Genomic DNA, 26,734 nt, shown 5'->3' on the forward strand with positions numbered 1-26,734 from the left:
CCCGCCTTCGGCCTGACGCAGGAGCGCGATGATCTCCGCCTCAGTGTATCTGCTTGTCTTCATTCGAAATCTCCTCGTTCATCATGCCGAGAAAATTCTACTTATGCAGCCCCTTACTTTCGGGGGGAATTACCGAGTGCAAACCGGTTTCTAGATACTTGGTTCAGGTCTCGACCGTTTATGTAGGGTCGAATAAACATGTCTGCATTAGGTTTTGTGCCGTAGCCCATACGGCGCGCCTCTGCTTCGTCAACCCAGAATGCTAGACCGTATGGTTTGAAACCTTGATGAGCCAAGCCGAGGTTGGAGCTAAGTGGGACGCAGTCCGAGAGGTTAGGCCCAATTTGCAGATTAGAGAAAATCTTTCCGTGCCTTCTTTCGAACGTCACGGTGCGGCCTTCTGCTTCGTGCTCCTCCTTCTTCTCGCTTGCAATGCTTGAAACCATCCCGATCCGTTGCCCCTGAGAGGCAACAGTCATTGAGATGCGGACCGCTGCACCGTAGAGTGTATCCACCCAAGGATGATCGGGAATTGCAAATAGTAGCGACAGAGGATTTTTCTGATCGTTGAGGTGCGGTTCAAGCACTCGGCGGTTGAATGTTTGGCGCAGGGAGTTGGTGGTGATCAGGCCAAAGCGGCGGGTGCCTTTACCCTTCTTCGCATCGTAGGTACGCGCCGCCAGTGCAGCCTTTTCCCACCAAAACATGACGAGATCCGCACTGCCGGGCATTTTTGGGTAAGCTTGCCAAAGTGCCTCGACATACCCATCGCCCAAATCTTCTCTGAGATTCTTTGACCCAATAAATGGCGGATTGCCGACAATGAAGTCAGCATCGGGCCAAACCGTTGCCCTTGGACTGACATAGTCAAAAACTGGCTCTCTAGCCGATTTATCCGGTAGCTCATTACCAGTGACGGGGTGCGGCGATGTTGTAACTTTGTCCCAAACCGTCACTGGAGCGCCCAATTCATCCAGGCGCGGGCTACGGTCGGACCATTCCAAAACGGCGTCCGCATTCTTAATGTTCTTGAAGTCGCGCAGCACAGGCTCGGACGGGGCGGCGGTGCCATAGGTGCGGTAGTGCCATTGCAGGTAGCCGATCCACAGCACCAGCTCGGCCACATTGGCGGCCCATGGGTTCAGCTCGATCCCCAGAAACTGGTGCGGGTCCACGGTGATCAGCGGGCGCGTGTCGCCCAGCTCGATCATCAGTGATGTGACCTCACCCTCCAGCCGCTTCATCATCTCCAGCGCGACGTAGAGGAAGTTGCCCGAGCCACAGGCGGGATCGAGCACGGTGGTTTCGCAGAGCTTGCCGTGGAAGTCGCGGACGAGCTTGAGCGCGTCGTCGGTTTTGCCATCCTCGGTCAGGCGTTGAACGGCGGTCTGCACATCGCGCCAGTCTTCACGCAGGGGTTCGATGATTGTGGGCGTGACCAGCCGCTGCACATAGGCGCGCGGTGTGTAATGCGCGCCCAGCTTGTGGCGCTGTCGCTTGTCGAGCGCGCGTTCGAGGAGCGTGCCGAAGATCGCCGGTTCGACCTGTTTCCAGTCGGCCTCTGCCGCTTCGATCAGCAGGCCCAGTTGAAGGTCGTTGAGGGGGAGCGCCGACGGGTCCCTGAACAGGCCGCCGTTGAACTTCTTGACCTTGGTCAGCAGCGCATGGGCGTATTCGCCCTTGTCCATGGCCTGCCATAACCCCGCGAGCGCATGTTCGGCGTCCTGTGGATGGCCCCGCAGCTTGCGCAGCAGGTCGGTGAAACTGCCGCGCGGGATCAGGTCCACATCCTCGGCGAACATCGAGAACAGGCAGCGCATCAGGAAGCGGGCGACGGTTTCGCTGTAGTGGCCCTGTCCTTCGAAGCTTTTGCCCAGTTCGGCCAGATGGGCCGCGATGTCGCGCGTGACCTCGGCGGCCTTGAGCGAGGGGTCGAGGCTGTAGGGATCGGTCCAGATCGTGCAGAGCAGATCGCGAATGTCGTCCTTGCGCAGATCGTCGGGGTAGATGCGATACCGGTTGCCATCCGGGAACTGGTTGTAGCCCTGCCCCTGTTTCGAGAAGTCGGCATACAGCTCGATCACATGGCCCACGTCGACGATCATCAGGAAGGGTGGCCAGCCATCCTCGCGGGCGACGGCGCGGGCGTAGTTGTCGGCCTGATTGCGAGCCTTGAGCATGGTGTCGTCCCAGGCGGCGGTGCCCCGCACGCCATGCCCGATGCGCCTCTGGCTGCGCGCGGCGGTGCCCTTGGCCAGATCGGCGGCGCGGTTCTTTTTCTGGTTCACGCCCTGCTTGGTTTCCAGCACGAAATGCCCCGCGCGATAGGCGTCGATGAAGCCCGTGGTGCGCTTGTGTGTGTGGGCGAAGGTGACGGGCCGTTCGAACCGGTAGTGGTCGTTGCTGTCGTCATCCGTGGCCGGGTTGGGCCGGTCGAGACCCAGCAGCTCCGTCAGCTCGATCACGAAGAGCTGGTAATTGGCATGTTCGCTGCCGCCGGTGTCTTTCCAGCGAGCGATGAAGGCGTCGATCTGCGGGGCGTTGCTCATGTGAAATCAAGTACTTGTTACGGGCGCGCGGTCGATCAGGAATTGCTCGAAGGTGGCGGCCTGCAGCGTTTTGGCGCTGGCGTTGCGCTTCGCGTTGATCTTTGCCTGGATGACGCCGAACAGGCCGTAAATGGCTATCCCTGGAAGCGTCCAGAGCCAGATCGTGAGCGAGGCGGTTGACCCGTAAAGGAACGCGTAAAGCAAAGGCCAGACCATGAAAGGCAAGCCTGCCAGTGTTGCGAGCCTGAGCGGTTTCAGTTTGCGCTCCGCTGCCGTCGAGAGACGTTCATGCGCATCGGCGAGGCCACGTTCGTAGGCGAAATACTCGTCTTCGATCTGGCCAACGAGGTAATGGCCGCAGCGGCAATGTTCGCGGGTGATGTATTCGACCCGCCCGCAGGCTGCACAGCGGATCGCGTTGGCGCTGTCGGCATTTGGGCGCAGGGCCTGTTTGTTGCGCGACCCGCCAGAGTCTTCTTCAGCGCCACACACACCTTCCAGCAAACGCTCTACGTCGCGGCCAAGCCGCAACTTGCGCGGCCGCAGGTTCATCACATCATCGGAGAATTCTTGATCCAACATCAGCTTACAAGCCTCAAAACACTGTCAATTCTTGTGGTATCCGGTGCCCCGCCATCGGCGGCCAAGGCATCGGTGTTCAGGAACTCATCGAACAGGAATTCGATGACATCCCATTTCTTTTCGGGGGTCACGGACAAGTCGCGATCAATAATCCGCCGCTCTACGGCTATCCCGATCTTGCGATAGGCCGCCGCGATCTCTTCATGCCGACGGTTCTTGCCGTCTTCGGTGTCACCCTCCAGCATCCAGAGCGGGTCAACGTCGAAGGCCGCGTAGATTTCCAAAAGCAACTGCGCGGTCAGGTCTCGCTGGCCACGTTCGTAGTTCTGGTAGGCGCTTCGGCTGATGCCAAGCTTCTGCGACATCTCCTCTTGGGAGAGGCGAGCCATGTTCCGTACTGCCGCAAGGCGATGTCCAAGGCCTGATACAGCCATGTTCAACTTTCATTTGTATTTGTGTTGACCTCATTCGTAGTCAAATATATCAAAGTAAGATACGATCGATGGCGACACGCTTGATTCATGCAGGTTCAGCGTAGTTTTGTTTCATTCTGAACGCAAAACGATTTTTCCCGCCTCAGTTTGTAAGCAAACGGTTTGAGGAGGCAAAGCATGGAAAAGCTGCTGGAACCCCCAAAGGAACTAGCCGAACGGGTGGGCATCCCCGTGTCCAACATCCGCTATCTGATCCGCGAAGACATGCTGGATCACATCTTCACTGCCCCCGGCAAACGCAATCCGAAGATCCCGAGCGGGGCTTGGGAGAAGTATGTCTCGCAGTTCACCGTCACGGCAGAAAGCAAGACCGCCCGTAGCGGCCAGAAAGGGTGAGGCGACGATGAATACGGAACACGCGGAGCAGTCCCAGATCCTCACCATCGGCAAGACCCCGGCCCAGTGGGTCGAGATCATGGCGACACACGGTATCGAGATTCCCGAGCGGACGCTGCGCGAGAAGGCCAACGACACCGGCGCGTTCTTCCGGCTGGGACGCACGATGCTGATCACGCCCGCGCAAATTGACGCCATCTTCGAGGAAGGACAGGCATGCCGCTCGAAATCTACAAGCGTGGCGCCGTCTTCTGGGTCAAGGGCTGGGTCGAATACAATGGCCGACCGATCGCCGGTCCATACCGCCAAAGCACGCGAGCGGTTACTGAAGCTGGCGCGCGGGACTGGATAAACGACGAAACGCAGCTTCAGGTCCGCAAGTACCTGATCGGGGAAGAGCACAGTCTGCGCTTTGCCGATGCGGTCGATTTCTACCACCCGTCTGCCAAAACCGCGAAACAGCTTCTGCCGATCCTGGACGAGATCGGGGATATGCCGCTGGGTGCGATCACGGGCGCGCTGTTGAAAAGCCTTGGCCGCAAGCTGAAGCCGAATGCCTGCACCGATACCTGGTGGCGAGAGATCGTAACCCCCGCGCGGGCGGTCATCAACAATGCGCATGAGCACAAAGGCACGCCGCTTCTGCGCGTGAAGCGCTATGACAAGTTCGAGCGCATCGCGCAGGACCAGCGGCGACGCAAGCCCAGCCGGATTGAGCGCATCCCTGCTACACGCGACTGGATCGAGGCGTTCTGTGCCGCTGCTGATCCCTACAACGCAGCCTTGGTGCGCTTCATGTTCGAAACCGCGGCGCGGATCGATCAGGCCGTGTCCATTGAACCGGATGATCTGCGACCGGCAACATGTGAAGTTCGCGTCAAGGCGCAGAAAGGCCACCCGGAGGGCTGGATCACCGTTTCGCCGCAGATGATGGCCGAGCTGGTGGTGCTGAAGCCCAAACGCCCCAAGAACCTCAAGACAGGGCAGCTGCTGTCGCCGCGCGTCTTTGGCTACGGCAGCCCGACCAGCTACAACAACCGCTGGAAGACGATCTGCAAGCGTGCAGGCATCCCGTACCTGTCGGCGCACCCAGCCGGACGGCACGGATTTTTCACCGAACTGGTGGTGCGGCAAGGTGTCGATCCGGTCACGGCGGCCAAGGCGGGGCGCTGGTCAGACCCCAATTTGCCGATGCACATCTATGCCCATGCAGAGACCGACGAGGCCGATGTCAGGGCGCGGTTTCGTACAGTCTATGTACAGCGGACCCCCGGTGAAAAGCACAACCACAAGAAAACAAAGAAAGATCACGAAAATGAATGAATCCCTCCTAAGGGGCAGGTTGCAGGTTCGAATCCTGCCGGGGTCACCACAGGTCCGGCGCGTCTGGCCAAAGTCGCAGGGCGGGGGCACATGCCGCAAGAGGATAAGACCGGCATGACACACGCACGTCTTCTTGTTTTGACAACACTCGCAATGGTCGCTTTTGCCGCCAATTCGGTGCTGAACCGGCTTGCCTTGGCCGATGGCACAATCGACGCGCTTTCATATAGCGGAATTCGTCTTGCCGCCGGGGCGCTGACCCTGGCAGCCATTCTGGCCTTGCGCGGTGCCATGCGTCCGGGCGACCGCATTGCTGGCTCTTGGGGCGGGGCCGCCTCGCTGGCTGCCTATGCCACGGCGTTTTCCCTTGCCTATCTTCAACTTGATGCCGGGTTGGGGGCTTTGATCCTGTTTGCTTCGGTTCAGATCGGGATGTTGGCTTGGGCGGTTCTCAAGGGCGAACGGCCGGGCGCCTTAGAAGGCGGGGGCTTCTTTCTGGCGTTCCTGAGCCTTGCGCTTTTGTTGCGCCCCGGCACCAGCGCTCCCGCGCCCTTTGCCGTGGTCCTGATGGTGCTGGCCGGGTTGGCATGGGCCGCCTACACGCTGATCGGGCGCGGCTCTTCGCAGCCTTTGCGTGACACGGCTGGCAATTTCCTGCGCTGTGCCCCGCTGGGGATGGTCCTGGCTGCCCCCGCCGTTTGGGGCAACGCGATATCACCGCCGGGCTGGGCCTATGCCATCGCGTCGGGGGCGCTGGCGTCAGGGCTGGGCTATGCGATCTGGTATGCGGTGCTACCCGCCCTGCCCCGCAGTTCTGCGGCCTATGTGCAACTTACCGTCCCTGCAATTGCCGCCATTGGCGGTGTGCTGTTCATTGCGGAACCGCTGAGCTTGCGGATGATCCTGTGCGCAGGCGGCATATTGGGCGGCGTGGCGCTGGCCCTGTGGGGGGCGGAACGCCGCAAAACTTAGCGTGATGCGCAAGCACTAGGGCATGGGCCGCAGAAAACTCCGGCACCAACGGGCACTGTTACATAACTGTCATGAAAGCGTCGTAGAAGCGTTGCAGAATCGGACTATCCGCTGTCCGAGATCGGATGACCGGTCCAAAGCGAATGCTAAGGAGTAATCATGTCCAAGCTGACTTTCACCACCTCCGCAGTAGCCATCCTGGCACTGTCCGCCGGTGCCGCCGTTGCACGCGACAATGTTCAGATCGCCGGGTCTTCGACCGTGCTGCCCTACGCATCCATTGTGGCCGAAGTGTTCGGTGACAACACCGATTTCCCGACCCCGGTCGTCGAATCGGGTGGGTCTTCCTCGGGTCTGGCGCGCTTCTGCGAAGGTGTCGGCACCAACACCATCGACATCGCAAACGCATCGCGCGCCATCCGCGAGCGTGAAATCGCAGTCTGTGCCGAGAACGGCGTGACCGACATCATCGAAGTCCGTATCGGCTATGACGGCATCGTGTTCGCCAGCCAGATCAATGGCCCTGAATTCACCGCATTCTCGCAGTCCGATATTTTCCTGGCTCTGGCCGACAAAGTCGTCGTCGATGGTGCAATCGTCGACAACCGTCCGGCCACATGGGCTGACGTGAACCCGGACCTGCCAGCAGTTGCGATCGCAGCCTTCATCCCCGGCACCAAGCACGGCACCCGTGAAGTGTTCGAAGAGAAAGTTCTGCTTCAGGGCTGCGAAGACACCGGTCAAATGGCCGCCATGATGGAAGCCGGCATGTCCGAAGACGACGCTGAAGGCGCTTGCATGGCTGTGCGCACCGATGGCGCTTCGGTCGATATCGACGGCGACTACACCGAGACTCTGGCACGCATCGACTCGAACCCGAACGGTCTGGGCGTGTTCGGCCTGTCCTTCTACGAGAACAACACCGACAAGCTGAAGGTTGCGACCATGGGCGGCGTTGCCCCCTCGACCGCAACCATCGCTTCGGGTGAATACCCGGTGTCGCGCCCGCTGTTCTTCTATGTCAAGAAAGCGCATATCGGCGTGATCCCCGGCCTGAAGGAATACGCTCAGTTCTTCATGGATGACCAGATCGCAGGCGCCGGCGGCCCGCTGGCCAACTACGGCCTGGTGCCCGATCCGGCTCTGGCCGAAACCCAAGCCGCTATCGCAAACGAAACCGTCATGGGCGGTGGCATGTAATCTGCCAAGATTACCGGGGCGGCATATTGCGCCGCCCCGTTTTCCTTTTTGGTTATTTGATATAGGTCAGGGCGATCCCGCGGTGGCCGGAATTACCAAGACGACAACCAAGTATCGGGGGGCATATGCCTGTATTCTGGCTGGTTATGATCGTGCTTGCCATTGCAATCGGGGGATACATCCTCGGTCGCGGGCGCGCATTGGCTGGTGCAGGGGGCGATAGCCGTCATCTGCATTCGCTGCCGAACTATTACGGCTCGAACGTGGCCATCAAGGCGGTCGCCCCTGCGTTTCTGCTCATGATCGTCTGGCTGATCGCCCAACCGATTTTTGTCTCATCGCAGGTTGCCGGGGATTTGCCCGACGGGATCGTGGCCGATGGCAGCTCCATGTCGTTGGTCATGGCCGAAGTGCGCCGCACCGCAGAGGGGATCAACGCCGCAGTCGCATCCGGTGCCATGTCGCCGGAAATGGCATCCAGCGGGCGCGCCGACATCAGCGATTTCACCACGCGGTTGCAAGATGCCGGCCAGATCGTGACTGCGACCATTACACAGCCGATCCTGAACGCTGCGCAAAGCTACCGCGCCATGAACGCAACCGGGAACCTGTTGATGACCGGGCTGGTTCTGCTTCTGGCCTTGGGCGGCACGGTTTGGGGCCTGCGCGAAAGCTATCCCGAATTTCGGGCACGCAATGTGGTCGAAGCCTCGGTTCGGGCCTTGCTCATCGCGGCTGCCTCTATTGCGATCCTGACAACCATCGGAATCGTCCTGTCGCTGATCTTCAACACGATCGAATTCTTTCGCATTTACCCCGCATCGGATTTCTTTGGCTCCATGACGTGGTCGCCCAGCTTCCAGGGCAATTCGCAACTGGGCATCTGGCCGCTTTTGTGGGGCACGCTCTACATTTCGATTATCGCGCTGCTGGTCGCCGTGCCGATCGGGCTGTTTGCCGCGATCTACCTGTCTGAATACGCCAGCAAAAACGTGCGCGCCTTCGCAAAACCGGCGATCGAGGTGCTGGCGGGTATCCCGACCATCGTCTACGGCCTGTTCGCGCTGCTGACCGTTGGCCCCTTGCTGATGGGCGTTTTCGGCAATGATGGTCTGGGCTGGATGCAATCGGGCACAGCGGTGATGACCGCGGGGCTGGTGATGGGGATCATGCTTATCCCCTTTGTCAGTTCGCTGTCGGACGACATCATTAACGCTGTGCCGCAGGCCATGCGCGACGGGTCGTATGGGTTGGGCGCAACCAAGTCGGAAACCATCCGGCAAGTCGTTTTGCCTGCCGCCCTGCCCGGTATCGTCGGCGCGATCTTGCTGGCTGCGTCGCGCGCCATTGGCGAGACAATGATCGTGGTTCTGGGTGCCGGGGCCGCCGCCCGCCTATCGCTGAACCCGTTCGACGCCATGACAACCGTGACCGCCAAGATCGTGTCGCAATTGACCGGGGACAGCGATTTCGCCTCGCCAGAGGCACTTGTGGCCTTCGCCCTTGGCATGACCCTGTTCATCATCACGCTGGGGCTGAATGTCTTCGCCCTGTATATCGTGCGCAAATATCGGGAGCAGTACGAATGACCGACGCAAGCCAAAGTGGCGCCCATCATCGTGGGTCGTTGCTGACTGTCGATGCGCGCACCCGCAAGCGCAACGCCGCCGAGGCCCGGTTTCGGTATTACGGCATGGCAGCCATTCTGACCGGGGTCGCGTTCCTTGTCGTGCTTGCCGTGTCGATTGTTCGGTCTGGCCTGCCGGCCTTCACAACCATGGCGGTCGAGGTCGAATTTACTCTGACAGCGGAACAATACGCCGATGCCGAAGGGCAACTGTTCAAGACCCGCGCCTATGAAGGGTATTTCAACGCAGCGTTTGAACAGCAATTGCAAGATCGGAATGTTCAGGCGGGTTTCGACCCAGAGGCGGTAAATCGCATCATCGGCAACACCGGCGCAACGCTGCGCAGTTTCTTCCTTGAGAACGAGGATCTGCTGGGCCAGCCGGTTACATTCAACCTGCCGACATCGTCCCGGATTGATGGCTATTTCAAGGGTCGCCTGCTGCGCGAGAACGTGACCGACTCGCGCTTTCTGGAAGTCAGCGACCTTGATCTGGCCGATGAACTGGCAGAAGCCGGGATCATCCAGTCGAAATTCAACTGGACCTTTATCACGGGCAAGGACTCCGGCGTAGACAACCCCGGCGGTGCGGGGATCGGGGCCAGCGTGATCGGGTCGTTCTTCATGATGCTGGTGGTGTTGTTCCTGTCGCTGCCCATTGGTGTTGCAGCCTCGATCTATCTTGAGGAATTTGCGCCCAAGAACCGGATTACCGACCTGATCGAGGTGAATATCTCGAACCTCGCCGCAGTGCCGTCCATCGTGTTCGGTATTCTGGGTCTGGCCGTGTTCATCCAATTCGCACATCTGCCGCAATCGGCCCCGCTGGTCGGCGGCCTGGTGTTGACGCTGATGACCCTGCCCACGATCATCATCTCGACCCGTGCCTCGCTGAAATCGGTGCCGCCCTCCATTCGTGACGCAGCCTTGGGCGTCGGTGCTTCGAAAATGCAGGCGGTGTTCCATCATGTTCTGCCGCTCGCCATGCCCGGCATTCTGACGGGCACCATCATCGGCCTTGCCCAGGCCTTGGGCGAAACGGCACCGCTTCTGCTGATCGGAATGGTTGGCTTCGTGGCACGCGAATACCCCGATGGCCTGATCTCTGGCTTCATGGACCCGAACTCTGCCATGCCCGCCCAGATCTACACTTGGGCAGCCCGCTCTGACGGCGCTTTTTACGAAAAGGCCTGGGGCGGTATCATCATCCTGCTGGTGTTCCTGCTTGCCATGAACATCATCGCCATCCTTCTGCGCCGCCGCTTCGAGCGCCGCTGGTAATCGCTTTCGCCTCGTCAGAAATCGCGGCACATAAAGGAATGACAGTCATGTATGACGCTCCCAACCCCGCCACCGAAGTCGGTCAGCAGGACATCAAGATCACGGCCAAGGACGTGCAGGTCTATTACGCCGACACCCATGCCATCAAGAACGTGAATGTCGATATCGTTGACCGTGCCGTGACCGCGTTTATCGGGCCGTCGGGTTGCGGCAAGTCCACCTTCCTGCGCTGCATCAACCGGATGAACGACACGATCGACATCTGCCGGGTCGAAGGCGACATCCGCATTGACGGCGATGACATCTACGATAAACGCGTGGACCCGGTGCAACTGCGCGCCAAGGTGGGTATGGTGTTCCAAAAACCCAACCCGTTCCCCAAGTCGATCTATGACAACGTGGCATACGGCCCGCGCATTCACGGGCTGGCCAAGAACAAAGCCGATCTCGACATCATCGTGGAACGTGCCTTGCGCCGCGCTGCTATCTGGGACGAAGTCAAGGACCGCCTGACAGCCCCCGGCACCGGCCTGTCCGGCGGCCAGCAACAGCGCTTGTGCATCGCCCGCGCGATTGCCACCGAACCCGAAGTTCTGCTGATGGACGAACCCTGCTCTGCGCTTGACCCGATTGCGACTGCGCAGGTCGAAGAACTGATCGACGAATTGCGCCGTGATTATACCGTGGTGATCGTCACGCATTCGATGCAGCAAGCCGCGCGTGTCAGCCAGAAGACCGCGTTCTTTCACTTGGGCGATCTGGTCGAATATGGGGACACAGAGCAAATCTTCACCAATCCCAAGGACGAACGCACCGAACGCTATGTGACGGGCCGCATTGGCTAAGGTCGCAAGATCATGTCAGACAAACACATCGTCTCTGGCTTCGACCGCGATATTATGGCCATTGAAACCTTTGTGGCCCAGATCGGCGCGATGGCGCGCGATGCCCTAGAGGACGCAACCCAAGCCTGTCTGCTGCGCGACAAGGAAATCGCCTTGCGGGTGCAGGACGGGGATCGGGCGCTCGACACGCTGGAAACACAGACCCGCATGGCCGCGATCAAGCTACTGGCGCTGCGTGCGCCCAGTGCGGTCGACCTGCGGTTCGTTCTGACCGTGCTGGAAGTGTGCGCGCATCTGGAGCGCTGCGGCGATTATGCCAAGAACATCGCCAAGCGCAGCCTGGCCCTTGGCCCACATGGGCATTTCACCGGCACCGACCGCGCGCTATTGCGTATGTCCGACGCGGTAAACCAGATGCTGGCGGATGCGCTGGCAGCCTATCTGGACCGCGATACCGACAAAGCGCGCGCCGTGATTGATGCAGACCTAGAGACCGACCAGCGTTACAATTCGCTATTTCGCGGGCTTTTGACCTATATGATGGAAGACCCGCGCAACATTACCGCCGGAATGCATCTGCATTTTGTTGCCAAGAACCTGGAACGGATCGGCGACCGCGCCACTGGGATCGCGGAACAGGTGATCTATCTGACCACCGGAGAGATGCCCGACGATGACCGGCCCAAGGGCGATATGACCGCCCAGCCCCAGGACGGGGAGCAACCTACGCCCTGACCCGCCACATGATGGCAAACGACCGGACATATTTTGCCCGGCCACGTCTTTTGGCACCCTTCATGGCGAATGGGCGCGCCAGATGGTAATCTGGCCTCTGCCATCGCATGTCGCGCTAAAGTCGGAACCAGCTTTGCGCGTCATGTGGTCACAAAAGGTCAGCATCCGTCGCATGAACGGGACTGAACGCTGCCCGCTCTAGTCGCCCGATGCCCCCATAACATGCCCCAGTTCAGCGCCTGACAGCACCATATGGCGCGCACGTCCTACGATCAGCGGATCGGGCGCGCGGGCGATTTCAGGGTCTTTATCGGGGTAATCCAGTGTGGACAGAACGTGTTTCATGCACTCCAGACGCGCCCGTTTCTTGTCCTTCGACTTCACCACCGTCCAAGGCGCATCGGCGGTATCGGTGTAGAAGAACATCGCTTCCTTGGCTTGCGTGTATTCATCCCATTTGCCAAGGCTCGCCTTGTCGATGGGGGACAGCTTCCAGCGTTTCAGCGGGTCGGTTTCGCGCGCGACAAACCGGCGGCGCTGCTCTTCGGGGGTGACAGAGAACCAGAACTTGAACAGCCGAATCCCCGACCGCACCAACATGCGTTCAAATTCAGGGGCTTGGCGCATGAATTCCAGATAATCCGTCGGCGTGCAGAACCCCATGACACGCTCGACACCCGCGCGATTATACCAGCTACGGTCATAGAACACCATTTCACCAGAAGTCGGCAGATGCTCGACATAGCGCTGGAAATACCACTGGCCCAACTCGCTTTCCGACGGCTTGTTAAGCGCGACCACACGCGCAAAGCGCGGGTTCAGATGCTCGTTGAACCGCTTGATCGTGCCACCCTTGCCAGCCGCATCGCGCCCTTCGAACAAAAAGACGAACCGCTCGCCCGTCTCTATTGCCCATTTCTGAACTTTCAGAAGCTCTGCCTGCAGCCGCGCCTTTTCAGCCTCATAGGGCGCGCGGGCCATCTTGTAGCGGTAAGGATAGCGGTCAGATTCGAAGAACTTGCGAATCTCGTCATGCGTCAGCGTGGCCGGATCAGGCATCCAGTTATACTTCGCAGGCGCCGTTTTCAGGCGCGCGGGTTCCGCCGGTTCCACACTCACGGGCGGCTCTGCCCGTGCTGCGGTGTGCTGGGGCGTGGCCACCTCGGTCATAGGAGCTGCGATTGCATCGGCATCTTTCATGGGCGCTATCCTGTCTGAATAAGAACGCCCTACTCTACCATTCCGCCAGAAACCTGTCTTTGACATGCCTCAATCGGGACTTGCGTCGCACTCGGACGGGCTTGATAATCTGGGTATGACAAACACACTTCTTTCCATCGGGCATGGATACAGCGCGCAGGCTTTGGCAGACCATCTGCTGCCGCTTGGTTGGCATATCATCGGCACCACACGCAGCGCCGACCGCGCGGCAGAGCTGGCGGGCGCGGGCATAGAGCCCTTGATCTGGCCGGGCAATCCGCTGCCCCTGGCGCGCGCGACACATCTGCTGACATCTGTCGCGCCGGGGGCAGAGGGCGATCCGGTGCTTGTGGCGCATGGCGCAGATATCGCGGCCGCCACACATCTGAACTGGGTGGGTTATCTTTCGACCGTGGGGGTTTACGGCGACCATGCCGGGGCATGGGTGGATGAGGACACAGCCCTGACCCCCGGCACCGCGCGCGGGCGTGCCCGTGTTGCCGCAGAGGCCGCATGGCAGACCATAGCCCCTGCGCGGTTGCACATTTTGCGGCTGGCGGGGATCTACGGTCCCGGTCGCGGCCCGTTCACCAAGCTGAAACGCGGCACGGCGCAACGCATCATCAAACCTGGACAGGTGTTTTCACGCATCCACCGCGACGACATCGGAACAGCGCTTTTGGCGTGCCTCCAGTCCGAGCGCGCAGGTGCAATCTATAACCTGTGCGATGACGAACCCGCCCCACCGCAAGACGTGATAACCTATGCCGCCGAATTGCTGGGCATGGAACCGCCGCCAGAGGTTCCATTCGACAAGGCCGATCTGTCACCCATGGCGCGTAGCTTTTATTCCGAAAGCAAACGGGTTCACAATGACCGCATCAAACGCGACTTGGGCTGGCAACCGCGCTACCCCGATTACCGCAGCGGGCTGCGCGCCATACTCGCCGCTGAAGGGTAATTGCATCTGCCGCCGCTGGGCGGTAATCCCGCGCCATGCCACGCTATGCCTTGAAAATCGAATATGACGGACGCCCGTTTTGCGGCTGGCAGCGCCAGCGCGACCTACCCTCTGTGCAAGGCGCGATAGAGGCGGCCTTGGCGCGGCTGGAACCGGATGTGCCCGGCATCGCCGCCGCCGGGCGCACAGATACCGGCGTGCATGCGACGGGTCAGATCGCCCATTGCGACATGACGCGCGATTGGGACGCCTTCCGCCTGATGGAAGCGCTGAACCACCACTTGAAACCACAGCCCGTGGCGGTGCTGGCCTGCGCCCGCGTAACCGAAGATTTCCACGCGCGATTTTCGGCACTTGAACGGCGCTACACCTTCCGCCTGCTGGCCCGCCGCGCGCCCCCCACACTGGAGGCGGGTTTCGTCTGGCATATCCGGCACGCGCTGGACCTGACCGCCATGCAGGCCGGTGCCGCGCATCTGCTGGGAACGCATGATTTCACCACGTTCCGCGCCAGCCAATGTCAGGCGCTGTCGCCCGTCAAGACGCTGGATTCCCTGGAAATAGAGGCACAAGATATTCCCAGCGGGGTCGAATACCGCTTCCATCTGCGCGCCCGGTCGTTTCTGCACAACCAGGTGCGCAGCATTGTCGGCACGCTGGAACGGGTTGGTGCGGGGGCTTGGGCACCTGAAGACGTAAAAACGGCGCTCGACGCTCGCAACCGCATAGCCTGTGGGCCGGTCAGCCCGCCCGATGGGTTATGCCTGACCGGGGTCGGCTACCCGAGCGAACCCTTCGCATAAGGGCTGCGGTGGAAGGGGGCTGTCTGCCCCCGCCGCCATTGGCCTTCGCCCAATGGCGACTCCCCCGAGGATATTTTTGCAAGGATGAAGTGTTACTCGACTTCTTCGACCACGACCAATTCGCGGGTCGCGGCGTTCTTGGCAAAGCTCAGCGCCTCTTGATAAGCGGGCGAGTTGTAACACGCGACCGCCGCCTCGACAGACGGGAAACGGGCCACCACATTGCGCGCATGGCCCTGCCCTTCCAACTGAACAGCGCGCCCTGCACGGGCCAAGAAGACGCCACCATGATCGGCAATCGCATGTGTTGCGCGGCTGGCATATTGGCCATAGGCCTCGGCATCGGCATCGGTGACGGTAACATGGGCAATCCAAAGCGCACTCATGCGGATACTCCTGCAATATGATCTGTGGCGGCTTTGAGCGCGGCCTCTGCACCCGCGATATCGGCCCCGCCGCCTTGAGCCATGTCCGGGCGGCCACCGCCGCCCTTGCCGCCTAGTTCCGCAACCGCCGCGCGCACCAGATCCACGGCCGAGATACGGTCGGTCAGGTCTGCTGTGACGCCTGCGGCCACGGCGGGTTTCGCACCGGTATCGGCCACCAGAACCACGACGCCGCTGCCCAGCTTGTCCTTCATCGCGTCAATCAACGCAGGCAAATCCTTGCCGCCCACGCCTTGCATAACGCGGGCAATCAGCTTGATGCCGCCCACCTCTTGCGGCGCATCTTCCGCACCGCCACCGCCCATGGCGATCTGACGTTTGAGTTGTGCAACCTCATTTTGCAGCGCGCGACGCTCGTCCATCAGCGCACGGACACGCGCCGGCACATCAGCGGCAGGCGTTTTCAGCGCCAGCGCGACATCGGCAAGCCGGTGATCCTGCGCGCGCAGATAGTCGAGCGCGGGCTGGCCACTTAAGGCTTCGACCCGGCGAACACCTGCCGAACTGGCGCTATCGCCCAACACCACGAAAGCCCCGATATCGCCCGTGCGCGCAACATGCGTGCCGCCGCACAGCTCCAGCGAGTAGGTGTCCCCCTCGGCGCCCTTGCCAGACCCATGCAGCGTGCCCATGGACACGACACGAACCTCTTCGCCGTATTTCTCGCCGAACAAGGCCTGTGCGCCCAAGGCGCGCGCGTCATCGGGCGTCATGATCCGGGTGTCGACGGCGCTGTTCTGCCGGATGAACGCGTTCACCTCGGCCTCGACCTGTTCGATCTGCTCCGGGCTTAACGCCGCGCCATGGCTGAAATCGAAGCGCAAACGGTCGGGCGCATTCAACGAGCCGCGCTGCGCGACATGATCCCCAAGCGCGCGGCGCAGGGCTTCATGCAGCAGATGCGTGGCCGAATGATTGGCGCGGATCGCGCTGCGGCGGGTATGCTCCACCTCCAACTTGGCGGGCTGGCCCTTGGCGATATGCCCTTCGGTAACCTCGGCCACATGAATATGCAGGCCGGCCGCTTTCCGTGTGTCGGTCACTTTCGCAACGCCCGTCGCGGTGCGGATGAAACCCGTGTCGCCCAGCTGGCCACCCGATTCTGCGTAAAAAGGCGTCTGATTGGTGATAATCTGGACCGCCCCCTCGGCGCGGTCGGCCTCATCCCCGTCCGTGACCAGTGCCAGCACCTGCCCTTCGGCTGTTTCCGTCTTGTAGCCAAGAAATTCCGTGCCGCCCATGCGGTCGGCAAGGTCGAGCCAGATGGTTGCATCCGCCGCTTCGCCAGAGCCGGACCATGCCGCACGCGCACGGGCCTTTTGGTCTGCCATGGCTGCATCGAACCCGTCCACATCGACCTTGCGGCCACGTTCGCGCAACGCATCTTGCGTCAGATCAAGCGGGAAGCCGAACGTGTCGTAAAGCTTGAACGCGGTGGCGCCGGGCAGGTCGGCATCATCCGACAGGTCGGTCATTTCGGCATCCAGCAGCTTCAGCCCGCGATCCAGCGTCTGCCGAAAACGGGTTTCCTCTGCGCGCAGGGTCTCGGCAATCAGCGCCTGCGCTTCGCGCAATTCGGTGAAATGGCCGCCCATCTGCGTGACCAGCGCGGGCACCAGACGGTGCATGACCGGGTCTTGCGCGCCCAGCATATGCGCGTGGCGCATGGCGCGGCGCATGATGCGGCGCAGAACGTAACCGCGCCCGTCATTGGCAGGCAGCACGCCATCGGCGATCAGGAAAGACGTCGCGCGCAAATGGTCGGCAATAACGCGGTGATGGGTCTTGCCGGGGCCGTCGGGGTCCGAACTGGTGGCATGCGCAGAGGCTTCGATCAGCGCGCGCATCAGGTCGGTGTCGTAATTGTCGTGCTTGCCCTGCAACAGCGCGCCGATGCGTTCCAACCCCATGCCGGTGTCGATGGATTGGTTGGGCAATTCGGTCAGGGAGCCATCGTCATGCTGTTCGTTCTGCATGAAAACGAGGTTCCAGATTTCGATGAAACGGTCGCCGTCTTCTTCGGGGCTTCCGGGAGGTCCGCCCCAGATTTCAGGGCCGTGGTCAAAGAAAATTTCTGTGCAGGGGCCGCAAGGGCCGGTCGGGCCCATACGCCAGAAATTGTCATCGGTCGGGATGCGGATAATCCGGTCATCCGACAGGCCGGCAACCTTTTTCCACATGTCGGCGGCTTCGTCATCTGTGTGGTAGACAGTGACGAGCAGTCTGTCCTTGGGAATGTCGAAATCGCGCGTCAGCAACTCCCACGCGAAGGGGATCGCTTCAGATTTGAAGTAATCACCGAAGCTGAAATTGCCCAACATTTCAAAAAATGTGTGGTGGCGCGCGGTATACCCGACATTGTCGAGATCATTGTGCTTTCCGCCCGCACGGACGCATTTCTGCGAGGTGGTTGCGCGCGTGTAGTCGCGGTGCTCCAGCCCGGTAAACAAGTTCTTGAACTGCACCATCCCAGAGTTGGTAAACATCAGGGTCGGATCGTTGCGCGGAACAAGGGGCGAGCTGTCGACAACTTCATGCCCGTTGCGGGCAAAGTAATCGAGAAAGGTCGAGCGGATATCGTTGAGGCTGGGCATGTCACACTCCGGCGCTTGCGCGTGCTGTCTGGATGGCACGGTGTAGCCCCCGGCGCGGAGGCTGTCCACACCCCGCGCCGAAATCCCGGAGCATATCAGGTCAGTCTTCGGTCAGGTCCGCGTCACCCTCGGCCATGTGGAAATCCAGACCGTGCGCCGCGCGGATCTTATCCTCTATCTCCAATGCGCGCTGCGGGTTCTCGCGCAGGAAACCCTTGGCATTCTCGCGCCCCTGCCCGATGCGCTCATCACCGTAGGAATACCACGCGCCAGATTTCTCGACCACGCCAGCTTTGACACCCAGATCCAGCAATTCGCCGGTTTTAGAGATGCCTTCGCCATACATGATGTCGAATTCCACCTGCTTGAAAGGCGGTGCCACCTTGTTTTTAACGACCTTCACGCGGGTTTGGTTGCCAACAACCTCATCCCGGTCCTTGATGGAGCCGATGCGGCGAATATCGAGGCGCACAGAAGAATAGAATTTTAGTGCGTTGCCGCCAGTTGTGGTTTCGGGGCTGCCGAACATGACGCCGATTTTCATACGAATCTGGTTGATGAAGATCACCATGCAATTCGAGCGGCTGATAGAGCCGGTCAGCTTGCGCATGGCCTGCGACATAAGGCGGGCATGAACGCCGACGGAACTGTCGCCCATGTCGCCTTCAAGCTCGGATTTCGGCGTCAGTGCGGCAACCGAATCGACCACAACGAGAGAAACCGCGCCGGACCGCACCAATGTGTCGACGATTTCCAGCGCCTGCTCGCCCGTATCGGGCTGCGAGATCAGCAACTCGTCAAGGTCGACACCCAGTTTGCGGGCATATTGCGGGTCGAGCGCATGTTCGGCATCGACAAAGGCGCAAACGCCGCCTTTCTTCTGCTCTTCGGCCACGACATGCAGGGTCAATGTGGTCTTGCCAGAGGATTCCGGGCCATAAATCTCGATGATCCGCCCTTTGGGCAGGCCGCCGATGCCCAGCGCAATATCAAGACCGAGCGAGCCAGTCGAGGTTGATTCAATATCCTTGAGGACATTGTCACCCCCAAGTTTCATGATCGAGCCTTTACCGAACTGCCGTTCGATCTGTGCAAGCGCCGAATCGAGCGCTTTTTGTTTTTCCGCCGCCTTTTTATCGGTCTTGTCTGTCATGTTCAGCAGGTCCGCTACAGCCATTGTTTCGCCCCTTATTTCACAGCGTGCCGGTTGCGGCAATCGCGCGTTTGTTCCCGACATGTTCTACACGATCGTGCAGCACAAAGCGAGAACTTTATGATTAACGATCCCGGGCAGCTTGGTGCAATTTGGTTAAGAAAGCGTTTGCGCGGTGAGGGTTGCACGGGGCGCAAGGCGGTCATTCGGTTTTGGACATGGTAAGGACAGCTTGCCTGACCTAACTTCAACCAAAGGGAGGCGCAACGTCTCTGGGAAAGGATGACGACATGGCTAGTGTGACAACCGATATCTTTGCAACCCGTGCAACCGAATCGATGGGCGACAAACTGATGCACGGCTTGACGCGCCTTGCCAAGCTCTCGCCGACCTATCGCCGGGTCGAGGCATTGAGCAACTTGACCGATGCGGAGCTGGCTGCCCAAAACATGACGCGAGAGCAGGCCGCGGCGCGCGTTTTTGGCAACAAGTTTTACGTCTGATACCGCAATGCGAACGCGCCGGTGCAAACCCGGCGCGCGCAATCGCTCTACCCGGCCCAGATCGGCGGAATGCGCCAGAAAGCGCCTGAGCAACCGTCATACGCCAGCAACATGGCGCGCGCCGTTCACCACCGACAAAATGGTGCCGTAGCGTTCTGGAGCTTTCGCGGTCATCTGCCTTGGTTGAACGGGTTGCGCGGGCTTGCCAAGCTTGCGGGTTTCGCCCATCACCTTTGGCATGAATGAACAGTCGCATATCTTGTGCATTGGTGCCGCGCTTTGGGACATTATCGGGCGCACGCCCGCCCCCATGCGGATCGGCTCTGACGTGGCGGGCCGGATCGCCCGTATTCCCGGCGGCGTGGCGCTGAATATTGCCATGGCTTTGGTGCGGGCGGGGGCGCGCCCTGACCTGCTGGCCGCCGTCGGGCAGGATGCTGCGGGAGATGCGCTTGTGGCAGACATGGCCGCCTATGGTGTCAGCGTACAGCACCTGTATCGCGCGCCCGACTTGCCCACAGATACTTACATGGCCATAGAGGGCGCGGGCGGGCTGATCGCCGCCATTGCCGATGTGCATTCGCTGGAAATGGCGGGGGCCAAAGTGCTGGCCCCATTGCGCGATGGTCGGTTGGCAAGTGATGCCGCCCCGTGGCATGGAATGATCGCGCTGGACGGGAATTTGACAGTGGCGCTGCTCGCGGAAATCGGCAGCGCGCCGGCCTTGGCGCAGGCCGATTTGCGGGTCGCACCTGCCTCTCCGGGCAAGGGCGAGCGGGTGCTGCCGCTGCTGAAACGGCCCGGCACGGTGTTCTATGTAAACCTTGAAGAGGCAGGGCTGCTCTGCGGCACCGAATTCGACGGGTCCGCCGCAGCTGCGCGCGGCCTGCTGGCGCGTGGCGCGCGGCGCGTGCTGGTCACGGATGGTGCCCGCGACACGACCGATGCCTGCGCCGACGCGGTGTTGACGCAGGCTCCCCCACAGGTTCAGGCAGCTCGCGTGACCGGCGCGGGCGACACGTTCATGGCCGCACATATGGCCGCAGAAGCGCAGGGAATGGCCCGCGAGGATGCCTTGAGACATGCGTTGAAAGTGGCTGCAAACTACGTGGCCGGTGGGCCAGAACATTAAGGAATGTCAGATGTTTGAGATGCGTTACTCAACCGAAGTGGCCGAAGCGCGCGACACCGGCGCGCCGATTGTCGCGCTGGAATCGACCATTATCACCCATGGCATGCCTTACCCCCGCAACCTGGACATGGCACGGCAGGTCGAAAACGACATCCGCGCCGCCGGGGCCATTCCGGCAACCATCGCTGTTCTGGACGGGGTGATCCATATCGGGCTGGAGATGGTCGAGCTTGAGCAACTGGCCCAAACCACCGGCGCGCTGAAACTGTCGCGTGCCGATCTGGCCGCAGCGCTGGCAATGGGTGCAACCGGGGCCACAACCGTTGCCGCGACCATGATCTGCGCCGCCCGCGCCGGTATCGCGGTGTTTGCCACCGGCGGCATAGGCGGGGTGCATCGCGGCGCAGAGCAGAGCTTCGACATATCCGCCGATTTGCAGGAATTGGCGCAAACCCCCGTTACCGTGGTTGCCGCCGGGGCCAAGGCCATTCTGGACCTGCCCAAAACGCTGGAAGTGCTGGAAACGCTGGGTGTGCCTGTCATCGCTCATGGGCAAGACGGGTTCCCTGCTTTCTGGTCGCGCGAGAGCGGCCTGCCTGCGCCCCTGCGAATGGATGACCCCGCGCAGATCGCCCGCGCCCACCAGATGCGCGCCGCGCTTGGTTTGCCCGGTGGCCAGCTTGTCGCCAACCCCATCCCCGAAGCCGATGAAATCCCGCGCGATGTGATCGACGGTTGGATCGCGCAAGCCCTGCACGATTGCGCGGGCGTTGCCGCCAAGGATGTGACCCCCCGTCTGCTTGCCCGTATCTTTGAGCTGAGCGACGGCGCGTCGCTAACGGCCAATATCGCGCTGGTGCGCAACAATGCGCGGCTGGGTGCCGCGATTGCATGCGCGCTTGTATCGGCCATCCCCGCCCCCCATATCGGCGCCTAGAGCGGCAACAGGACAGATCATGTCGGCAGATCATCACAAACGCGGGTTCCTCGGTTCAATCCGTTCTAATTTTCTGGCTGGATTGGCGGTGATCGCCCCCGGCGTGCTGACGGTCTGGCTGGTCTGGAACGTGGTCACATGGATCGACGGGATCGTGATGCCGCTGATCCCGCGCCGCTTTCAACCCGAAGTGCTGACCGGCTGGGACGTGCCGGGCGTGGGCGTGGCGCTGTTTTTGGTCTTTACGCTGGTGATGGGCTATTTCACCAAGGGCTTTATCGGCCGCACGCTTGTCGGCTGGGGCGAGCGCATTGTCGAGGCGATGCCTGTCGTGCGCTCCATCTACAACGCGGTGAAACAGATCGCGGATACGATCCTTGCACGCACCGCCCCAACCTTTGACCGGGCGTGCTTGGTGGAATATCCGCGCAAGGGGATTTGGGCCACGGCATTTATCTCGACCACCACGCGTGGCGAGATTGGCGACAAGCTGTCGAACGGGGAGGAACTGGTTTCGGTGTTTCTGCCGACCACGCCAAACCCGACCTCGGGGTTTCTGCTGTTCCTGCCGCGCCGTGACGTGATCGAGTTGGATATGTCCATCGAAGACGCCGCGAAACTGGTGATTTCCGCTGGGCTGGTCTATCCGGACACGCGCAAAGGCAAACTGGTGGCCGCGCCGGGTGTGGAAAGCTGACCAAGCGCCGCGCGATAGCCTAGGTCGCAATTTCCTTGCGCGCCCTTGCCCTTTCTGCCCTTGCCCTGCCCGACCCTGCCGCCGCCGAATTGCGCTTCTGCACTGCGACCAGCGCTTGCATAAAGGTGGCCATCAGAGCGCGCGTGCCGGGCAGCGCTGTCAGAGCCTTTGCAAAACCGCTTCACTTGTTACCGCGCCACATCGAAGCGCGGTTGCTGGGCGCATGCGAATGACTATTGCGGCACCTCGGCTCAGCCCTTCGACAAATTCGGCGACGAGGATTGCGCCGCGCGCAGCTACAACCGCAAGTCGTTTTCCGGCGTTTCGAAGTGTTTGAACTGTCGGGCAGTCCGCTGTCGCTATTCCCCTTGGGGGTGATGCGCCCGCCGGATTTCAACCGCAGCGACGCGCCCCACGCGCAGGGTCTTTTCACCGTCATACGCCCATGGTAAGCGGCCCTCGCACGCGGAAAATCACTTTCGCGCCCAGATATACCCGGAGAGACATCATGGCCCTAGAGCGCACCTTCTCGATCATCAAACCCGACGCAACCGCCCGCAACCTGACCGGCAGGATCAACGCCAAGTTCGAAGACGCTGGCCTGCGTATCGTGGCGCAAAAGCGCATTCACATGACCAAAGCGCAAGCCGGCGAGTTCTACAAGGTCCACGCCGCACGCCCCTTCTATGATGAATTGTGCGAATTCATGGCCTCTGCCCCGGTCGTGGTGCAGGTGCTGGAAGGCGAAGGCGCCATTGCCAAAAACCGCGAAGTGATGGGCGCCACGAACCCTGCCGATGCAGCGCCGGGCACCATCCGCGCCGAGTTCGCGCAGTCGGTTGGCGAGAATTCTGTCCACGGCTCGGACGCACCGGAAACCGCCGCAGAAGAAATCGCGTATTTCTTTTCCGGGCTGGAACTGGTCGGCTAATCCGCTGCGACACGCATTTGAAAGACCCCGCCGTTTGTGCGGGGTCTTTTGCGTTATCAGGGGGCTTTCCGCCCCCTCGCCGCCCTGCGGGTCGGCTCACCCCCGAGGATATTTATGCAAGGATGAAGGGGAGCGCCGTTCCTCATTTACCATTGCAGAATTTCCTGCCAGATTGACACTATGTTTCAGAGCGTTGAGTTGCCCGTCTGGGCCCTGACCCTTATCGTTGGGTTTGCCGCGGTCACCTTCGCGTCGCATTTCCTGTTTCCATCGGTGCGCTGGTTTTTCCGAAAACGGGCTGAGCGTGCGGTGGCGCGGTTGAACCAGCGGCTGAAGCGCCCGATCGAGCCATTCAAGCTGATGCGACGCCAGGACCAGGTCATCCGGCTGGTTTATGACCCGCAGGTGATGGAAGCGGTGCGCGCGCATGCCCGCGACGAGGGCATTCCGCCCAACGTGGCCTTTGAAAAGGCCCGGTCCTACGCGCGCGAAATCGTGCCGGGGTTTTCCACCGCCACATATTTCGGCTTTGCCATCCGTTTGGCGCGGCGGCTGGGAGAGGGGTTCTATGATGTCGTGGTGCAGGCCGAGGATCAGAACGGGCTGGACGAGGTCGCGCCAGAAGATGCCATTGTTTTTGTAATCAACCACCGCTCGAACATGGACTACGTTCTGGTCACCTGGTTGGCCGCGCAGCACACCGCGCTCAGCTATGCGGTGGGCGAATGGGCGCGCATATGGCCGCTAAAAGGCTTTATCCGCGCAATGGGGGCGTATTTCATCCGCCGACGCTATGCCAATGCGCTGTATCGGGCGGTGCTGGCGCGCTATGTGCAGATGTCGGTGCAGCAAGGCAGCACGCAAGCGATCTTTCCAGAGGGCGGGCTAAGCCTGGACGGGCGCGTCGGGCAAGGCCGCGTGGGTTTGCTGACCTATATCTTGCGTGGCTGGGATGCACGCGGCCCGCGTGACGTGATTTTCGTCCCGGTGGCGCTGAATTACGACCGGGTGCTGGAGGACCGTCTGCTATTGGCGGCCAAGGCCAGCGGCTCTCGGCGGTTTCGGGGGCGTCCCGGCGTGGCGTTGGCTTTTGTCGCACGGGTGCTATGGCAAAAGCTGCGCGGACGGTTCCAGGGCTTCGGGCAAGCGGCGGTGAGCTATGGCGCGCCGGTGTCGCTGCGCAGTTATATGCAGGCCAACCCAGAGGCGGATGCCGATGCCTTGGGCGATCTGCTGATGAAGCGGATTCAGGCCGCGATGCCGGTGCTGGCTGTCCCGTTTGCCGCAGCTGCACTGCTCCGGTCCGGTGGGCGCGGCGCGTGGTCGCAGCTTCACGCGGCCTCGGAAGATCTGCTTGGGCCGGACAAGGCCGATACCTGGCCCGCCGCCGCACAAGGAGAGCTGTTGCGCAAAGGTCTGGACCACTTGGCGCTGCGCGGCATGATCGCCAAGGAAAACAACATCTTCACTGTCACATCCGGAGAAGAAGCCGCGATCGCTTATTACGCGGCTTCGATCCTGCAAAACGCGGCAGAGGTGGATGCAAGCCCAGAAAAGCCCGCAGATACTCCGACATAAAATTACAAAAAAACAATATTCAGGGTTGCAATGTTGCGCGACCCATTTTATCCACGCTGCAAGCGCCGCGTGAATTCTGCGACGCAGCATCATGATCGGGGACACCCCCCGTAGTCTTAGCTTTGGAGGCCGAAATGGCGCTGGATAACCAGACGGGCATGGCGCAGTATGACGCGCCCGAAAAAGACCTGTATGAAATTGGGGAAATGCCGCCTTTGGGCTATGTCCCCAAGCAAATGTATGGGTGGATTCTGCGCCAGGAACGCCATGGCGACCCGACCGACGCGCTGAAGGTCGAAGTGGTCGACACACCGGAAATTGACAGCCATGACGTGCTGGTTTTGGTGATGGCAGCCGGGGTCAATTACAACGGGGTGTGGGCCTGTCTGGGCACGCCGGTTTCGGTGTTCAAGGGTCATGGGGCACCATATGCCGTGATCGGCTCGGATGCGGCGGGGATTGTCTGGAAGGTCGGCGACAAGGTCAAGAACTGGAAGGTTGGCGACGAGGTCGTGATCCATTGCAATCAGGATGATGGCGATGACGAGGAATGCAATGGCGGCGATCCGATGTTCTCGCCCAGCCAGCGCATCTGGGGTTACGAATCCGCCGACGGGTCTTTTGCGCAGTTCACGCGGGTGCAGGCGCAGCAGCTTATGCCGCGCCCCAAGCATCTGACATGGGAAGAATCGGCCTGCTATGTCCTGACGCTGGCCACCGCCTACCGAATGCTGTTTGGCCATCATCCGCATGAATTGAAGCCAGGCCAGAATGTGCTGGTCTGGGGCGCGTCGGGCGGCATCGGGTCTTTCGCGATCCAGCTTGCCGTGGCCGCGGGCGCCAATGCCATCGGGGTCATCTCAGAGGAAGACAAGCGCGATTTCGTCATGAACCTTGGGGCCAAGGGCGTCATCAACCGCAAGGATTTCAACTGTTGGGGCACCCTGCCCGAAGTCGGCTCCGACGAATACGCCGCGTGGTTCGCAGAAGCACGCCGCTTCGGCAAGGCGATCTGGGAATTCACCGGCAAAGGCAACAATGTCGACATCGTTTTCGAACACCCCGGACAGGCAACCTTCCCGGTGTCGTCCTTCGTTTGCAAGCGCGGCGGCATGGTGGTAATCTGCGCGGGCACTTCGGGGTATAACTGCACCTTCGACGTGCGCCATGTCTGGTCCCATCAGAAGCGTTTGCAGGGCAGCCATTTCGCGCATCTTAAACAAGCCGCCGCCGCCAACAAACTGGTAATGGAGCGCCGCGTCGATCCGTGCATGTCAGAGGTTTTCCCCTGGGTCGACATCCCGGACGCGCATATGAAAATGCTGCGCAACGAACACAAGCCCGGCAACATGTCGGTGCTGGTGCAAGCCCCGCGCACGGGTCTGCGCACGTTGGAAGAGGTGCTGGAGGCCGGCCCGACCAAATAAACTACGCGCAAACCCTTGCGCCTGACCGCGATCTGCCCACGTGGCCGGTCGCGGTTTTTACGTTTCGCATTTCTCTGCCTTGCAAATGCTGCATAGCGGCATTTCCGGTTTGTTCATTGTGCAATCGCAGCATCGGCGTATGTCTGGTGTCAAGAAACGCAAATGAGAGACGCAATCATGGCTTATGCAAATCACACCACCGACCTACGCTTTGGCGGGTTCCTTGCCCGCCTACAGAGCTTTCGCGCAATGCTGGCAGAGACGCTGCAACAACGCGCCGTCTACAACCAGACCCTGAGCGAATTGCAGGCGCTGTCCAACCGGGAACTGGCCGATCTGGGCATTCACCGCAGCGAAATACCGCGCCTTGCGGCCGAAGCGGCGTTCAAATCCTGACCTGGCTGAGCGCGATGAGCCGCAAATAGTCG

27 protein-coding genes and 1 pseudogene are annotated in these 26,734 nt (G+C 60.9%); 20 read left to right on the forward strand and 8 right to left on the reverse strand.

Annotated elements, in window-relative coordinates; translation table 11 throughout:
* Window positions 1–113 precede the first annotated feature (113 nt).
* From M3N55_RS10160 to M3N55_RS10170, 3 genes are read right to left on the reverse strand one after another with little or no spacing between them, the layout of a single operon-like run.
* Window positions 114–2,549, reverse strand: coding sequence for a class I SAM-dependent DNA methyltransferase (locus M3N55_RS10160; protein WP_249058508.1), 2,436 nt, complete (start codon window positions 2,547–2,549; stop codon window positions 114–116).
* Window positions 2,550–2,555: 6 nt separating this feature from the next.
* Window positions 2,556–3,131, reverse strand: a complete 576-nt coding sequence (locus M3N55_RS10165) for a hypothetical protein (protein ID WP_249058509.1) — start codon at window positions 3,129–3,131, stop codon at window positions 2,556–2,558.
* On the reverse strand, window positions 3,131–3,565 hold the full coding sequence (locus tag M3N55_RS10170) for a helix-turn-helix domain-containing protein (protein ID WP_283163944.1): 435 nt from the start codon (window positions 3,563–3,565) through the stop codon (window positions 3,131–3,133). The genes M3N55_RS10165 and M3N55_RS10170 overlap by 1 nt, the downstream gene beginning before the upstream one ends.
* 177 nt (window positions 3,566–3,742) lie before the next feature.
* Here M3N55_RS10170 and M3N55_RS10175 point away from each other — a divergent pair, with 177 nt between their 5' ends.
* The 9 genes from M3N55_RS10175 (at window position 3,743) to phoU (ending at window position 11,944) form a co-directional block, all read left to right on the forward strand.
* On the forward strand, window positions 3,743–3,961 hold the full coding sequence (locus M3N55_RS10175; protein WP_249058511.1) for a MerR family transcriptional regulator: 219 nt from the start codon (window positions 3,743–3,745) through the stop codon (window positions 3,959–3,961).
* 7 nt (window positions 3,962–3,968) lie between these two features.
* Window positions 3,969–4,313, forward strand: a complete 345-nt coding sequence (locus tag M3N55_RS10180; RefSeq protein WP_249058513.1) for a hypothetical protein — start codon at window positions 3,969–3,971, stop codon at window positions 4,311–4,313.
* Window positions 4,314–4,444: 131 nt separating this feature from the next.
* On the forward strand, window positions 4,445–5,284 hold the full coding sequence (locus M3N55_RS10185) for a tyrosine-type recombinase/integrase (RefSeq protein ID WP_249058697.1): 840 nt from the start codon (window positions 4,445–4,447) through the stop codon (window positions 5,282–5,284).
* Window positions 5,285–5,398: 114 nt separating this feature from the next.
* A complete protein-coding gene (locus M3N55_RS10190; RefSeq protein WP_249058515.1) occupies window positions 5,399–6,256 on the forward strand; it encodes a DMT family transporter in 858 nt (285 codons plus the stop codon).
* Between the two features lie 159 nt (window positions 6,257–6,415).
* Complete coding sequence (locus tag M3N55_RS10195) at window positions 6,416–7,456, forward strand: substrate-binding domain-containing protein (RefSeq protein WP_249058517.1); 1,041 nt, start codon at window positions 6,416–6,418, stop codon at window positions 7,454–7,456.
* A gap of 125 nt (window positions 7,457–7,581) precedes the next feature.
* On the forward strand, window positions 7,582–9,045 hold the full coding sequence (gene pstC, locus M3N55_RS10200) for a phosphate ABC transporter permease subunit PstC (RefSeq protein WP_249058519.1): 1,464 nt from the start codon (window positions 7,582–7,584) through the stop codon (window positions 9,043–9,045).
* On the forward strand, window positions 9,042–10,364 hold the full coding sequence (gene pstA, locus M3N55_RS10205) for a phosphate ABC transporter permease PstA (protein ID WP_249058521.1): 1,323 nt from the start codon (window positions 9,042–9,044) through the stop codon (window positions 10,362–10,364). Before pstC ends, pstA begins: the two co-directional genes overlap by 4 nt.
* A gap of 47 nt (window positions 10,365–10,411) precedes the next feature.
* On the forward strand, window positions 10,412–11,209 hold the full coding sequence (gene pstB / locus M3N55_RS10210) for a phosphate ABC transporter ATP-binding protein PstB (protein WP_249058523.1): 798 nt from the start codon (window positions 10,412–10,414) through the stop codon (window positions 11,207–11,209).
* 12 nt (window positions 11,210–11,221) lie between these two features.
* On the forward strand, window positions 11,222–11,944 hold the full coding sequence (gene phoU / locus M3N55_RS10215; RefSeq protein WP_283163945.1) for a phosphate signaling complex protein PhoU: 723 nt from the start codon (window positions 11,222–11,224) through the stop codon (window positions 11,942–11,944).
* Between the two features lie 198 nt (window positions 11,945–12,142).
* Here phoU and ppk2 read toward each other — a convergent pair whose 3' ends face one another.
* Window positions 12,143–13,144 carry a polyphosphate kinase 2 gene (gene ppk2, locus M3N55_RS10220; RefSeq protein WP_428982640.1) on the reverse strand — a complete coding sequence of 334 codons (1,002 nt, stop codon included), beginning with the start codon at window positions 13,142–13,144 and terminating at the stop codon, window positions 12,143–12,145.
* Window positions 13,145–13,259: 115 nt separating this feature from the next.
* On the opposite strand from ppk2, the gene M3N55_RS10225 reads away from it, so the two are divergent.
* Window positions 13,260–14,105, forward strand: a complete 846-nt coding sequence (locus M3N55_RS10225; RefSeq protein ID WP_249058525.1) for an SDR family oxidoreductase — start codon at window positions 13,260–13,262, stop codon at window positions 14,103–14,105.
* A gap of 35 nt (window positions 14,106–14,140) precedes the next feature.
* Window positions 14,141–14,908 carry a tRNA pseudouridine(38-40) synthase TruA gene (truA, locus tag M3N55_RS10230; protein WP_249058527.1) on the forward strand — a complete coding sequence of 256 codons (768 nt, stop codon included), beginning with the start codon at window positions 14,141–14,143 and terminating at the stop codon, window positions 14,906–14,908.
* A gap of 92 nt (window positions 14,909–15,000) precedes the next feature.
* Here the strand turns inward: truA and M3N55_RS10235 are convergent, their stop codons facing one another.
* From M3N55_RS10235 to recA, 3 genes are all read right to left on the reverse strand, one after another.
* Window positions 15,001–15,294 (reverse strand): DUF1330 domain-containing protein, encoded by a 294-nt coding sequence (locus M3N55_RS10235; RefSeq protein WP_249058529.1) that lies wholly within the window; start codon window positions 15,292–15,294, stop codon window positions 15,001–15,003.
* Window positions 15,291–17,948, reverse strand: coding sequence for an alanine--tRNA ligase (alaS, locus tag M3N55_RS10240; RefSeq protein WP_249058531.1), 2,658 nt, complete (start codon window positions 17,946–17,948; stop codon window positions 15,291–15,293). Before alaS ends, M3N55_RS10235 begins: the two co-directional genes overlap by 4 nt.
* A 100-nt stretch (window positions 17,949–18,048) precedes the next feature.
* A complete protein-coding gene (gene recA, locus M3N55_RS10245) occupies window positions 18,049–19,125 on the reverse strand; it encodes a recombinase RecA (RefSeq protein WP_249058533.1) in 1,077 nt (358 codons plus the stop codon).
* Window positions 19,126–19,391: 266 nt separating this feature from the next.
* Here recA and M3N55_RS10250 point away from each other — a divergent pair, with 266 nt between their 5' ends.
* Window positions 19,392–19,604, forward strand: coding sequence for a hypothetical protein (locus tag M3N55_RS10250; protein WP_249058535.1), 213 nt, complete (start codon window positions 19,392–19,394; stop codon window positions 19,602–19,604).
* 96 nt (window positions 19,605–19,700) lie between these two features.
* Here the strand turns inward: M3N55_RS10250 and M3N55_RS10255 are convergent, their stop codons facing one another.
* Entirely contained in the window at window positions 19,701–19,844 is a 144-nt protein-coding gene (locus M3N55_RS10255) for a hypothetical protein (RefSeq protein WP_249058537.1), read from the reverse strand.
* On the opposite strand from M3N55_RS10255, the gene M3N55_RS10260 reads away from it, so the two are divergent.
* The 8 genes and pseudogenes from M3N55_RS10260 (at window position 19,843) to M3N55_RS10290 (ending at window position 26,702) form a co-directional block, all read left to right on the forward strand.
* Window positions 19,843–20,736, forward strand: coding sequence for a PfkB family carbohydrate kinase (locus M3N55_RS10260; protein ID WP_249058540.1), 894 nt, complete (start codon window positions 19,843–19,845; stop codon window positions 20,734–20,736). The genes M3N55_RS10255 and M3N55_RS10260 overlap by 2 nt on opposite strands.
* Before the next feature lie 10 nt (window positions 20,737–20,746).
* The gene (locus M3N55_RS10265) at window positions 20,747–21,673 is read left to right on the forward strand and encodes a pseudouridine-5'-phosphate glycosidase (RefSeq protein WP_249058542.1); all 927 of its coding nucleotides are present in this window, start codon (window positions 20,747–20,749) and stop codon (window positions 21,671–21,673) included.
* A 19-nt stretch (window positions 21,674–21,692) separates the two neighbouring features.
* A complete protein-coding gene (locus tag M3N55_RS10270; RefSeq protein WP_249058543.1) occupies window positions 21,693–22,370 on the forward strand; it encodes a DUF502 domain-containing protein in 678 nt (225 codons plus the stop codon).
* Window positions 22,371–22,517: 147 nt separating this feature from the next.
* Window positions 22,518–22,748 (forward strand): annotated as a pseudogene (locus M3N55_RS16850) (hypothetical protein); the annotation flags it as partial.
* Between the two features lie 130 nt (window positions 22,749–22,878).
* Window positions 22,879–23,301: a nucleoside-diphosphate kinase gene (gene ndk, locus M3N55_RS10275; RefSeq protein WP_249058545.1), complete on the forward strand. Its 423-nt coding sequence runs from the start codon at window positions 22,879–22,881 to the stop codon at window positions 23,299–23,301.
* A gap of 180 nt (window positions 23,302–23,481) precedes the next feature.
* Window positions 23,482–24,879: a 1-acyl-sn-glycerol-3-phosphate acyltransferase gene (locus tag M3N55_RS10280; RefSeq protein WP_249058547.1), complete on the forward strand. Its 1,398-nt coding sequence runs from the start codon at window positions 23,482–23,484 to the stop codon at window positions 24,877–24,879.
* 134 nt (window positions 24,880–25,013) lie between these two features.
* Window positions 25,014–26,306, forward strand: a complete 1,293-nt coding sequence (gene ccrA / locus M3N55_RS10285; protein ID WP_249058549.1) for a crotonyl-CoA carboxylase/reductase — start codon at window positions 25,014–25,016, stop codon at window positions 26,304–26,306.
* A gap of 177 nt (window positions 26,307–26,483) precedes the next feature.
* Window positions 26,484–26,702, forward strand: coding sequence for a DUF1127 domain-containing protein (locus M3N55_RS10290; protein ID WP_249058551.1), 219 nt, complete (start codon window positions 26,484–26,486; stop codon window positions 26,700–26,702).
* Window positions 26,703–26,734 lie beyond the last annotated feature (32 nt).

The organism is Roseinatronobacter domitianus (genome assembly GCF_023336755.1).
GTDB classification, from domain to species: domain Bacteria; phylum Pseudomonadota; class Alphaproteobacteria; order Rhodobacterales; family Rhodobacteraceae; genus Roseinatronobacter; species Roseinatronobacter domitianus.

What these genes read in the sequence shown, in the direction of transcription:
- M3N55_RS10160 (WP_249058508.1), bottom strand. Translation starts at nt 2,549, where the DNA reads ATGAGCAACGCCCCGCAGATCGACGCCTTCATCGCTCGCTGGAAAGAC.
- M3N55_RS10165 (WP_249058509.1), bottom strand. Translation starts at nt 3,131, where the DNA reads ATGTTGGATCAAGAATTCTCCGATGATGTGATGAACCTGCGGCCGCGC.
- M3N55_RS10170 (WP_283163944.1), bottom strand. Translation starts at nt 3,565, where the DNA reads ATGGCTGTATCAGGCCTTGGACATCGCCTTGCGGCAGTACGGAACATG.
- M3N55_RS10175 (WP_249058511.1), top strand. Translation starts at nt 3,743, where the DNA reads ATGGAAAAGCTGCTGGAACCCCCAAAGGAACTAGCCGAACGGGTGGGC.
- M3N55_RS10180 (WP_249058513.1), top strand. Translation starts at nt 3,969, where the DNA reads ATGAATACGGAACACGCGGAGCAGTCCCAGATCCTCACCATCGGCAAG.
- M3N55_RS10190 (WP_249058515.1), top strand. Translation starts at nt 5,399, where the DNA reads ATGACACACGCACGTCTTCTTGTTTTGACAACACTCGCAATGGTCGCT.
- M3N55_RS10195 (WP_249058517.1), top strand. Translation starts at nt 6,416, where the DNA reads ATGTCCAAGCTGACTTTCACCACCTCCGCAGTAGCCATCCTGGCACTG.
- pstC (WP_249058519.1), top strand. Translation starts at nt 7,582, where the DNA reads ATGCCTGTATTCTGGCTGGTTATGATCGTGCTTGCCATTGCAATCGGG.
- pstA (WP_249058521.1), top strand. Translation starts at nt 9,042, where the DNA reads ATGACCGACGCAAGCCAAAGTGGCGCCCATCATCGTGGGTCGTTGCTG.
- pstB (WP_249058523.1), top strand. Translation starts at nt 10,412, where the DNA reads ATGTATGACGCTCCCAACCCCGCCACCGAAGTCGGTCAGCAGGACATC.
- phoU (WP_283163945.1), top strand. Translation starts at nt 11,222, where the DNA reads ATGTCAGACAAACACATCGTCTCTGGCTTCGACCGCGATATTATGGCC.
- ppk2 (WP_428982640.1), bottom strand. Translation starts at nt 13,144, where the DNA reads ATGAAAGATGCCGATGCAATCGCAGCTCCTATGACCGAGGTGGCCACG.
- M3N55_RS10225 (WP_249058525.1), top strand. Translation starts at nt 13,260, where the DNA reads ATGACAAACACACTTCTTTCCATCGGGCATGGATACAGCGCGCAGGCT.
- truA (WP_249058527.1), top strand. Translation starts at nt 14,141, where the DNA reads ATGCCACGCTATGCCTTGAAAATCGAATATGACGGACGCCCGTTTTGC.
- M3N55_RS10235 (WP_249058529.1), bottom strand. Translation starts at nt 15,294, where the DNA reads ATGAGTGCGCTTTGGATTGCCCATGTTACCGTCACCGATGCCGATGCC.
- alaS (WP_249058531.1), bottom strand. Translation starts at nt 17,948, where the DNA reads ATGCCCAGCCTCAACGATATCCGCTCGACCTTTCTCGATTACTTTGCC.
- recA (WP_249058533.1), bottom strand. Translation starts at nt 19,125, where the DNA reads ATGGCTGTAGCGGACCTGCTGAACATGACAGACAAGACCGATAAAAAG.
- M3N55_RS10250 (WP_249058535.1), top strand. Translation starts at nt 19,392, where the DNA reads ATGGCTAGTGTGACAACCGATATCTTTGCAACCCGTGCAACCGAATCG.
- M3N55_RS10260 (WP_249058540.1), top strand. Translation starts at nt 19,843, where the DNA reads ATGAATGAACAGTCGCATATCTTGTGCATTGGTGCCGCGCTTTGGGAC.
- M3N55_RS10255 (WP_249058537.1), bottom strand. Translation starts at nt 19,844, where the DNA reads ATGCCAAAGGTGATGGGCGAAACCCGCAAGCTTGGCAAGCCCGCGCAA.
- M3N55_RS10265 (WP_249058542.1), top strand. Translation starts at nt 20,747, where the DNA reads ATGTTTGAGATGCGTTACTCAACCGAAGTGGCCGAAGCGCGCGACACC.
- M3N55_RS10270 (WP_249058543.1), top strand. Translation starts at nt 21,693, where the DNA reads ATGTCGGCAGATCATCACAAACGCGGGTTCCTCGGTTCAATCCGTTCT.
- ndk (WP_249058545.1), top strand. Translation starts at nt 22,879, where the DNA reads ATGGCCCTAGAGCGCACCTTCTCGATCATCAAACCCGACGCAACCGCC.
- M3N55_RS10280 (WP_249058547.1), top strand. Translation starts at nt 23,482, where the DNA reads ATGTTTCAGAGCGTTGAGTTGCCCGTCTGGGCCCTGACCCTTATCGTT.
- ccrA (WP_249058549.1), top strand. Translation starts at nt 25,014, where the DNA reads ATGGCGCTGGATAACCAGACGGGCATGGCGCAGTATGACGCGCCCGAA.
- M3N55_RS10290 (WP_249058551.1), top strand. Translation starts at nt 26,484, where the DNA reads ATGGCTTATGCAAATCACACCACCGACCTACGCTTTGGCGGGTTCCTT.